General features: G+C 37.2%; 9 protein-coding genes. All 9 read left to right on the top strand.

Annotated elements, in window-relative coordinates; genetic code table 11:
* The first annotated feature begins 33 nt into the window (after nt 1-33).
* The 9 genes from FD05_RS00365 (at nt 34) to FD05_RS00400 (ending at nt 8,417) form a co-directional block, all read left to right on the top strand.
* Nucleotides 34-2,616 (top strand): phage tail spike protein, encoded by a 2,583-nt coding sequence (locus FD05_RS00365; protein WP_056938578.1) that lies wholly within the window; start codon nt 34-36, stop codon nt 2,614-2,616.
* Nucleotides 2,613-3,446, top strand: coding sequence for a hypothetical protein (locus FD05_RS00370; protein ID WP_020282069.1), 834 nt, complete (start codon nt 2,613-2,615; stop codon nt 3,444-3,446). Before FD05_RS00365 ends, FD05_RS00370 begins: the two co-directional genes overlap by 4 nt.
* A gap of 9 nt (nt 3,447-3,455) precedes the next feature.
* Nucleotides 3,456-3,596, top strand: coding sequence for a hypothetical protein (locus tag FD05_RS11740; protein ID WP_008214398.1), 141 nt, complete (start codon nt 3,456-3,458; stop codon nt 3,594-3,596).
* Nucleotides 3,589-5,709 (top strand): hypothetical protein, encoded by a 2,121-nt coding sequence (locus tag FD05_RS11820; RefSeq protein WP_020282068.1) that lies wholly within the window; start codon nt 3,589-3,591, stop codon nt 5,707-5,709. Before FD05_RS11740 ends, FD05_RS11820 begins: the two co-directional genes overlap by 8 nt.
* Before the next feature lie 154 nt (nt 5,710-5,863).
* Nucleotides 5,864-6,274 carry a hypothetical protein gene (locus FD05_RS00380; RefSeq protein WP_014940199.1) on the top strand — a complete coding sequence of 137 codons (411 nt, stop codon included), beginning with the start codon at nt 5,864-5,866 and terminating at the stop codon, nt 6,272-6,274.
* A gap of 17 nt (nt 6,275-6,291) precedes the next feature.
* Nucleotides 6,292-6,468 carry an XkdX family protein gene (locus FD05_RS00385; protein ID WP_014940198.1) on the top strand — a complete coding sequence of 59 codons (177 nt, stop codon included), beginning with the start codon at nt 6,292-6,294 and terminating at the stop codon, nt 6,466-6,468.
* Nucleotides 6,469-6,861: 393 nt separating this feature from the next.
* Nucleotides 6,862-7,329: a hypothetical protein gene (locus tag FD05_RS00390; RefSeq protein WP_020282067.1), complete on the top strand. Its 468-nt coding sequence runs from the start codon at nt 6,862-6,864 to the stop codon at nt 7,327-7,329.
* A 12-nt stretch (nt 7,330-7,341) separates the two neighbouring features.
* A complete protein-coding gene (locus FD05_RS00395; protein WP_020282066.1) occupies nt 7,342-8,166 on the top strand; it encodes a GH25 family lysozyme in 825 nt (274 codons plus the stop codon).
* On the top strand, nt 8,166-8,417 hold the full coding sequence (locus FD05_RS00400) for a hypothetical protein (protein ID WP_020282065.1): 252 nt from the start codon (nt 8,166-8,168) through the stop codon (nt 8,415-8,417). Before FD05_RS00395 ends, FD05_RS00400 begins: the two co-directional genes overlap by 1 nt.
* Nucleotides 8,418-8,645: the final 228 nt, after the last annotated feature.

An 8,645-nucleotide genomic window follows, 5' to 3' on the forward strand; every position in this document is an offset into this window, starting at 1 on the left:
ACTTTTTTATACATAAATAAGGAGGTTAGAGATTTGTATATTATCCTGGATAAAAATTTAAAGCGAGTTGCCACGTTATCGACTAATTCAGACGCCAACCCGTTTTGGGGTGAAGTAGTTGAACGCCAAATTGCCGATGATAACAGTAACTCGGATGATGGTATTACTGGCGTTAGCACTTTTAATAGTACGGATCCGAATGCTAACTCTAAAAGTTGGAATGATACATTAACAGGACTAACCATGTTGCAAAGTGCCCCTGCGGCTCAATACTTAACGGTTGGTAATAGTGTCGCAGTGTATGATGATGTGCATAATCATTGGCGTATTTATCGAATTTATCAGGTTGATGAAACTATTGATGCCACTAGTGGGGCTCACTTAGTAACGGTGGATGCTATTAACCTAGCAATCTATAAATTAAATAAGACCATTCCACCACAAAAAGACATTAAAAATTGTAAATTAGATCAAGCTATGCAGTGGATCATGGCTGATACCGGTTGGGATTTACAAAATAATTGTTCTTCGGGATTGTTTGCTGATATTAACTTTGACGGGACGGCTTCTAGTCAATCTGCCTTGCAGACGGTTCTATCAACTTACGATGCGGAAGCTGATGCTTATTGCCATATTGATGCCAACGGTATTGTGACTGACCTGATTTTAGAATTAGCTGATCAATTGGGAGAAGATGAAGGCAAGTCAATTACCTATGGGCAAAACATGTTATCTGTCCAACGAGAAACAGTTGATACTAATTTAGTAACTAAGCTTTACATTGTAGGCGCAAATAATGCTTCAATTGCCTCGGTTAATAACGGCAAGAATTATATTACTGACGTTTCAGCAAATTCTCTTTATAACACTGATCAGAACACCTGGCTGGAAGGAACAATTACTAGTGACACTATTACTGAACCTAAAGCATTGCTTGATTGGGGATTACGGGAATTAAGATTGTATAATCACCCACGAATTAACTATGCTGTGGAGGTTACTCAAGATTTTCAAGCTAACTTGGGCGATACTATTAAGGTGATTGATTTATCTATGAACCCGATTTTAACCACGGAGGCAAGAGTCATTCAGCAAACTACCTCAGAAAGTGACCCAAGTCAAAATAAAGTTGTATTAGGTGAGTTCAGTACAGTTAAAGTAATTACGCCGGCGTTTATTCGCAATATGGAACAGCGTTGGAATGACCACGTTAAGAAACTATTTGAAGAAGCCCGAGAGAATGCCAATGCAGCCACAGTCAGTTTGATTACGCCGTTAGGTTCAACTTGGTATAACACGGATACTTCCAAACGGGTGATTGCAAGACTATTTATTGAAGGTGAGAATGTAACCTCTTATCTGGCACCACAAGCGTTTAATTGGCAAAAAATTAATATGGATGGCACCCGTGATATTGGCTGGGAAGCTGACCATGCAAAAGATGGTTATCAGGTTACTATCGAACCACCATTTGTCGGGACACTATTAGTCACCATTGATGATACTTATGTGAAAGATGAGGCAGAGATGTGGATTGATACCAGCAATTCAGCTGATGGTTCCTGGAATAAGCTTTGGGAAACGAAAGATGCCACCAACAAAGATTTTAATGGCGATCAGCATATTGGGGCCTTACAATTTTCATATTTATTGAGTGATGGTTCGGTGTTGTCTAGTTATCACTATTCTAAAGACAAAAACCATTCAGATTGTGAATTTATTAAATGGAACGCTGATGGAACATTACAAAGCATGATGTTTGTAACTGGAGGTGGCCATTGCGGATCGTTTGGCTATGATGAAGGTTCCAACACAATTTATACAGAAATAAAAGATCCAATTGATGGGAAATATTATTTGGTAACAATGGCATATCAAGCCAATACAAGTGCTAGTAATATAACCAAGTGGTGCCAAGTAAAACAATATTTTCGAGTTAACGTTGATTTGAAGAACAATCTGTGGCTAGGAAGTACGACAAGTGGGAAAGTATATGTTTGTCAAATTAGCGATTTACAAGCTGGAAACTTTACTCCTATCATTGAATTTAATCTGCAAGACTTTGGCTGGAAACCATTACCAGCTGGAACCATTAATAATGGCACTTATAATACTCTCCAAGCGAATGGGATTAGTTATCCATTTGCTTTTTTTACGGCGGGTGGTGCTAACAATGCTGATGACAAACATGTTATGTGTATTAACTTAATTACACAGTCAATGGTATTTGATTATGTGGTGGAACCAATGCAGGATATCAAGTTAACAGTGCCGTTGGAAAATGGCGGTCATTTGGAGCCGGAGGGCATATATGAAGATGTTAATAATTCTAGGTTAATTGTTGGCTTTAACGTTTCTGAATATAGGGATGCTGCACATACTGTCTCTATTGCTCATAGTGCCCTATATACAGCTCCACTTGGAATCCGTGATGATTCTAAAGACTTAGTTGTTGAATATCCTGAACAAGACGAGGGTGAAAATGATGAAGCTGAACAACCAGTAATTGCTGGAAATGATAATGCGGATGATTCGGATGCAAGTTCGGATAGTGATGAAGATGGTGATGAGTCAACTGGCGAAGGAACCAAAATTGAGGATGGTGATAACAATTGATTATTGCAACGGGGACGTTAAATATTGATGAAAATGCTAAACTTGCCCAACAGGCCTCTGACGATGCAAAAAATGCTGCTAATTCTGCGGCTGATGAAGCAGATAAAGTAAAAACTTCGCTCGATGGAAAAATTACCGTTTCATCGCAAGAGCCTTTTGATGATGGGAAAAGTCATGATGAAGGTGATATTTGGTACGTCCAAGACAGTAACCATATAACTAGTGAAATGTACACCTATGATGGATCTGATTGGGTTAAGACTAAGATGTCCCAAACAGCCTTGTCAGTTGGTCAGCTTTCAGCGTTATCTGCTGATTTAGGAACCATTGAAGCCGGATATTTGAACTCTGTGGAAGTTGACTCATCAATCATTAAAGCTGCGAAAATTGATGCAACTTCAACAATTACAGGGGCATCAATTGAGGAAGATGGTAATAATGGAAGGATCACATTAGACACAAACGGTTTTTGTGCCATTAGTAATGGTAAATATCTTCAATTTGTATCTGGAAATAGTAATGGATATACTCAAATCCGTGGTGGCTTGGATGTTGATTCAATTAATGTTGGAGCTTCAGTTATTGAAGGACAGACTTTTCAAGCATATGGCGGTAATAATACTCATATTGGTAGTGCAGATGCTTGGACGTATTTAGCAGAAGGAATTAAATGTGGTCCCCAAGGTTATATTTCATCAGTTTCAGGAACTGATATCTATTTTCATAATGAAGCTGGATCGACAATTGATATTCATGCTGGTGACGTCATTTCACATGGAACTAATTTACTTGATGAAATTAATGGGATTAAAAAGAAATTGAAGATGTAAGGTGATCTGATGAATGATATTAACGCACAAGATTTAATTAACCAATTAGTTAATGAGTACAGTCAAGATATGGCAGCAAAAAATCAACAAATTGCGTTATTAAAAATTGAAAATAATCAGCTTAGAAAGAAGGTGAAAACTAATGAGTAAGGAGCTCGCATTCACGGATGATAATGATGTGGTTAAATATTTAGATACAACCACTGCTTTTAATCTGGCACTCACGGCCGACGGGGTGGCCTTTGATTTAACTAATGCTAAGTCAATTCTGGTAAAAATAGCTAATGACGATGGATATATCATGCAAGAAGCTATTGATTTAACCACTGTAACTAGTCCGCTTGGTGGAACACTAAGTTTTCCAATTAATCAGGATATCATGAACACATTGGTTCCAGATGATTATGATATTGAAGTTTGGGTTACTATGAATGATGGTACACAGGCTATCTTTCCAAGCGATGGAACGTTAGGATTTTCAATTGAAGAGAATCTGATGAGTGATACTGGTGAAGTAATTCCGACAATCACTTTGAATGATTTTCAGCAACAATTTGATGATCTAAGTAGCCAAATGGAGAATGCAGTCCACAATGTGCAGAAGGGTGACCAAGGTAACCCTGGCAATGGTATTAAGTCTGCCAACAATCAGTATCAGTTAAGTGATTCACCAGTTACAGTTCCCACAGGGGGCTGGTCAGATACTATTTTGGCAACAACTGATCAACTTCCTTATCTGTGGACTAAAATTATTTTTACCTACGATGACGGAACAACTAAAGAAACTAATTTTGTTTCCAGCCGAGGTGACACCGGTAGTCAGGGGCCAATGGGACCAGTGGGACCACAAGGAAAACAAGGAAATGGTTTGGTTGTTAGGGGGAAAGCTGATAAAGAGGAAAATTTACCCACAACGGGTAACAACCAGGGTGATGGTTACTTAGTTGGAACGGACTTATATATTTGGATAGATGGTTCATGGCAAAATATGGGGAGTATTACGCCTGATTTAGCTGATTATGTAAAAGTGGCTGATATGAACAATGCTTTAAACACTAAAGTTACTGATAACAAAAATGGTACTGAACAGCTTAATGGAGTTCAAGTACAACCATATAATAAGTTAAGTGATGTAACAAATTTAAGAAACATTGCGCTGCAAACAGATAATGTTGTAGCTTATACTGCAAAAGGTGGAATGGGAGAAGTCATTCAATATTTTTCGCTATACAGTGGATTTTCGTCCTTACCTTCGGGTACACAAATTTATTATTCATATGATTTAGTAGTTACAAATGCTGATGGAGGTTCACATTGGTTAAGCTGGAATTCACCTTGGAATACCTTTTCAGGAAATCAATCTATTACAACAGATGGTATTCATCATTTTCAAGGAACTGCTATCATTCCCGGCAAAGATATTGTTAGTGGTCAAACTATATGTTCATCAATTGACAAATCACATGCAACATATCAAATAACGGATTTAATGATAGTTGTTGGTTCAATCCCAGTCACACACTTACCAGCTCCAGAAGATAAGCAAGATAAAATTGGTTACACACCTGCTGACGATAGCAAAGTTGCCCACCTATCTGGTGATGAAGAAATTGCTGGGACAAAGACGTTTGATACAGCACCCATTGACAAGACAACTGGTCATCCGTATATCACTAAAGATAGTGTTCCGGCAGTTTCATCAACACTTGCAGATACGACTAAGGATGCCAATTTTACAGGAAAACTTCAAAAGTCTGGAATTGATGTGGCAACCACTAATGATGTAAGCAGTGCAGTGAACACTGCAACAGCAAACATGGCAAATACTACAAAGTTAGCAAACTTTACAGCTGGCTTACAAGTTAATGGTAAAGATGTTGGCACAGGTGGTGGCGACAAACTAACAACACCTTGGGTTGTGACTAATTATCAATCAACGGACACGATGGGTCCACATGGCTGTAACGAAGCAACCGGATGGCGTATTTATAATGACATACTGTATTACTACGGTACTTTTTATGGGGCTACGGTACCAGAAACTGTTATTTTTAATCTTTACACCGCTTATCCAGATTTTAAAAAGACTTTTAAAACTCTTGGTAGCAGTCCGGAATTAATTTATCAAACGTCATCTGGTTTTTGGGCTTTTAATGATTGGGGAAATCAGATGGTGGGAAATGAGGGTAGCCTATTAATAAGTATTCAAAATACCGCGACACCACTTTCTGTAAATATTGTTTATCCATTGGATCGCTTATAAAATAAAGAAAGATAAAAACTTATGTTAAACGAATTATTAAAATCAGACTTTTTATTTATTGGATTTAGCGTCTGATAGTTTGGGAATTTTAATTTTTCAAGTAATATACAAAAAATATAGTTATTGAACAACGATAAAAAGGAGATAATAAATAATGTTTATTTATATTACGTTTGATTCAAATGGTTTTGTCACTGACTATAAGAAAGTCGAGACCGATGGTTATACAAAGGTGTTCGTTTTAGATTCGTGGATTAATCAGTTCGCTCAATATCCAGATAAATTCCGATATGATGCAACAAATCAAAAATTGCTTAATCCAGGTAACTTACCGAGTGTTTCATTGAACCAAGTAAGTACAGATGTAACAACCTTACAAACTCAGTTACAATCTTTGCAATCAACAGGTACGCAAACTGATTCACAATTGGGAGCTTTGGTAAGTAATATTTCAGTGGTTCAAGGACAAATCCTCGGAGAACTACAAAATATTCAAACCCAATTAAATGCTTCTGAAAAAGCAACTACTGTACCAGCAGCAAATACAACTAATTCACCAGCTTAATAAAAGGAGGTAATACAATGTTTAATATTGATTGGCACGGAATGCTTAAAATTGAATATGATAACGGTTGGTTATCTTATGATAAATTGAAACTGTTCGTTGGTTGGAATGAATTAACAAAAGATCAGTTTACTGATATTACTGGTAAGAATTATGACACTGGTAGCGTTGCCCAAGTAACAAGCTCATCATAACGATTACTCAGTTTAGTAAACCCACATGTGATCTCTTGGCGGAATGCAAGTTTAATTAAATTAAAGTCCGTCACTTTTTTGGAACAGTGGTATAATCATTTTCGTAGGCATTAACCCCTTTGGTGCCTACGCATTCGAATATTCACCTGAGCATTTATGAATGCCCCATGCTCATACATTCCCCTCAATGTATGTGATGTATACACGCCCGTCATAAGATGGGCGTGTTTGTTTTCAATAATTAGTTGTTACGACTAAATAATCGTGATACAATGCGTTTGTGGAATTCCATTCCTCCAAGAAGGAATTTCATGTTCTTCAATATGATAAGAATTGAGGACGCCCTTTAAAGCGGGGCGTTTTCTTTTACACAAATTTTATGGAGGTAATTTTATGTACACACAAATTGTCGATATTTTTAATTCTCTTAAAGCAACCGGACTGGTTGCTTTTTTAATTGCTGTAATTCCAGCAACTTACAAATTGGTTAAACCGTTGATTGAAGCTAAAATTAAAACTGAAAAGAATACTCATATCAAGCAAGGGATGGAATTAGGCTTGAAATTAGCGAATGCTTTCGTTCCTGTGGTGGCAAGTATGCCTGCTTTAAGTAACTCAGATCGCAAAAAGGTGGTCAATCAATTTGTTGATTCTGGCTTAAAAGAGTCCGGCTTTAATTTTAAAGCAGAAACAATTGAAGGATTAGCAGAACAAGCTTACCAGTATTATAAACACACTCTAAAGGGAGATAATCACAAAGCACCTGTTACTCCGGCGCCTACAAATGACGTTACACCCGACGTTCCAGTCGATGACGATCCGGAAGTATTTAACGAACCCCAATCATCTGAACAAAAGTAGGAAGTGACGAAAATGACAAAAAAGGTTGCTGATTTATCTGTTTACCAAGGCAGTTCTGAGACCTACATGAAATTTTTAAAAAGTCACGGAATTGATACCACGGTGGTTAAATTGACGGAAGGCACTGGATACATTAACCCTAAAGCTAGAGAACAAGTGGCTAACGGATTCAAAGTATTTGGTAGTGTTAGTGTTTATCATTTCTTTCATGGTCATGGTTCATCAGAAGCTAAGTATTTCTTAGCTTGGGTAAAAAGCTTTGGGTTGGATAAATCCACAGTCTTGGCCCTAGATGTGGAAGCACAAGACCTTCCTTGGAAGACCACAGCTGAAGTAAATGCCTTTTTAAAGGAGTTAAAAGCCAACGGATTTACCAACGTTATTACTTATGGATCCGGTTCATGGTTTGCTGAAAAGCGAATTGATCGAGCGAAACTTATTGATAAGCATATTTGGGTAGCGGCGTATGGTGTTAGTCAACCGGGAATTGATAATGCGAATGCCTGGCAATATACCGATAACTATGATGGATTAAAGGTTGACGCCAGCTTAGATTTTGATGGTTCACTGTCCGGAAGTGGGGTAGTTATTAAGCCTGCTAAACCGGAATATTATCAAACTCCAGGCCTATACGAAGCAACGCAAAGCGTAATTCACCAATTTAACGATGCTGAATTCAAGTCTAAACGGCATACTCGTCTGATTAAAGGAAGTCGATTCTATGCTACCCCAATAAAATATGGTGAAATTTATCGCCTTTCTACACCAACCGGTTACTATACAGCAAACAAAGATAAAGTTAAATTTATTTTTGCAGTAAAGGCTGGTGATAAATAATGGTGGAAGTTCCTGATGAAATCAATATGACTAAAATGCTCATTGGCATTAAAGAAGATATTTCTTCCATTAAACAACAGCTAAATGATCAGGCTGATTTGAATGCTAAAACAGATAAAGCTTTGGCTAAGTCTATTGAAAATGAACATCGAATTGATAATCTTACACATATTAACTATGCATTAATTTCTTTAGTGGCAGCGGGAATTATTGTACCGTTGATTATTTATTTAATTGAGAAATTTATGTGAGATGAATCCCCCTTGAATGATTATGGGGGGAAAAATACATATATTGGTATATATTAATTAATATTATTTTGTGCTTTTGATAATATTATGCATATATTAGTTTTTGGTTATTTAACTATCATTTTTGAGGACAAAATAGCTAATAACGGTCAAATAACGGTCAATTAAAATTATAAATGCCTTTATATCAACGTTTGTAAGGGGAGCTTGTGCCTGCAGTCGGCATAA

The organism is Lentilactobacillus otakiensis DSM 19908 = JCM 15040 (assembly GCF_001434145.1).
Classification (GTDB): domain Bacteria; phylum Bacillota; class Bacilli; order Lactobacillales; family Lactobacillaceae; genus Lentilactobacillus; species Lentilactobacillus otakiensis.